This is a genomic window from Solihabitans fulvus (assembly GCF_008386585.1).
Taxonomy (GTDB): domain Bacteria; phylum Actinomycetota; class Actinomycetes; order Mycobacteriales; family Pseudonocardiaceae; genus Solihabitans; species Solihabitans fulvus.
Genome location: NZ_VUOB01000318.1, coordinates 1 through 520 on the forward strand (window position 1 = coordinate 1; position 520 = coordinate 520).

Here is a 520-nt window from a genome sequence, read left to right on the forward strand (position 1 = left end):
AAATCTCGTTTGCGATCAGTAGGATATATTTCTAAGCCTCTGATTTCTTCGACAAATTCTCCATACACTAAAGTATCGGGTGGTAACTCGATGGAGTAACTCAGTCGCTCCCATGAATTACTGTGTAAATGTTCGCTGCGATAAACATTCGAGACACCCATACCCATAATGAAACCTCTCTCTCGCCTTCTTGTATTAGAAGCAGACAGGACAACAAATTTATAGTCCATCAAGTTCATTATTTTGTTAAGGCATTGTGGCGAAGAAAGTTCTTCTAAATTCCAGACATAGGCTTCTATTTGGTTATCATAAAGAAGCTGTGCTGCTCGATCTGGAAGACGATGGCGACGTGGAGCAACTCTATTTCTGTCTGGCACTTGCCACGAAATGAGAGAGTCCGTCCTAGTTTGGCCTTGTCGGGAAACAACGATATGTGGGTAGTTGGTCAATAACTGGTACGTGAGGTGAGCACAGCTACGGTTGGCCGCCAACCGGCACCGCCTGCGCTTCTCGGAGGCCC

The 520-nt window shown here is 45.6% G+C and carries 1 protein-coding gene; it reads right to left on the bottom strand.

The features are described 5' to 3' along the window. On the bottom strand, nucleotides 1-377 hold a 377-nt coding region (locus F0L68_RS44260), incomplete at its 3' end, for a hypothetical protein (RefSeq protein WP_223199648.1). Between the last annotated feature and the right edge of the window lie 143 nt (nucleotides 378-520).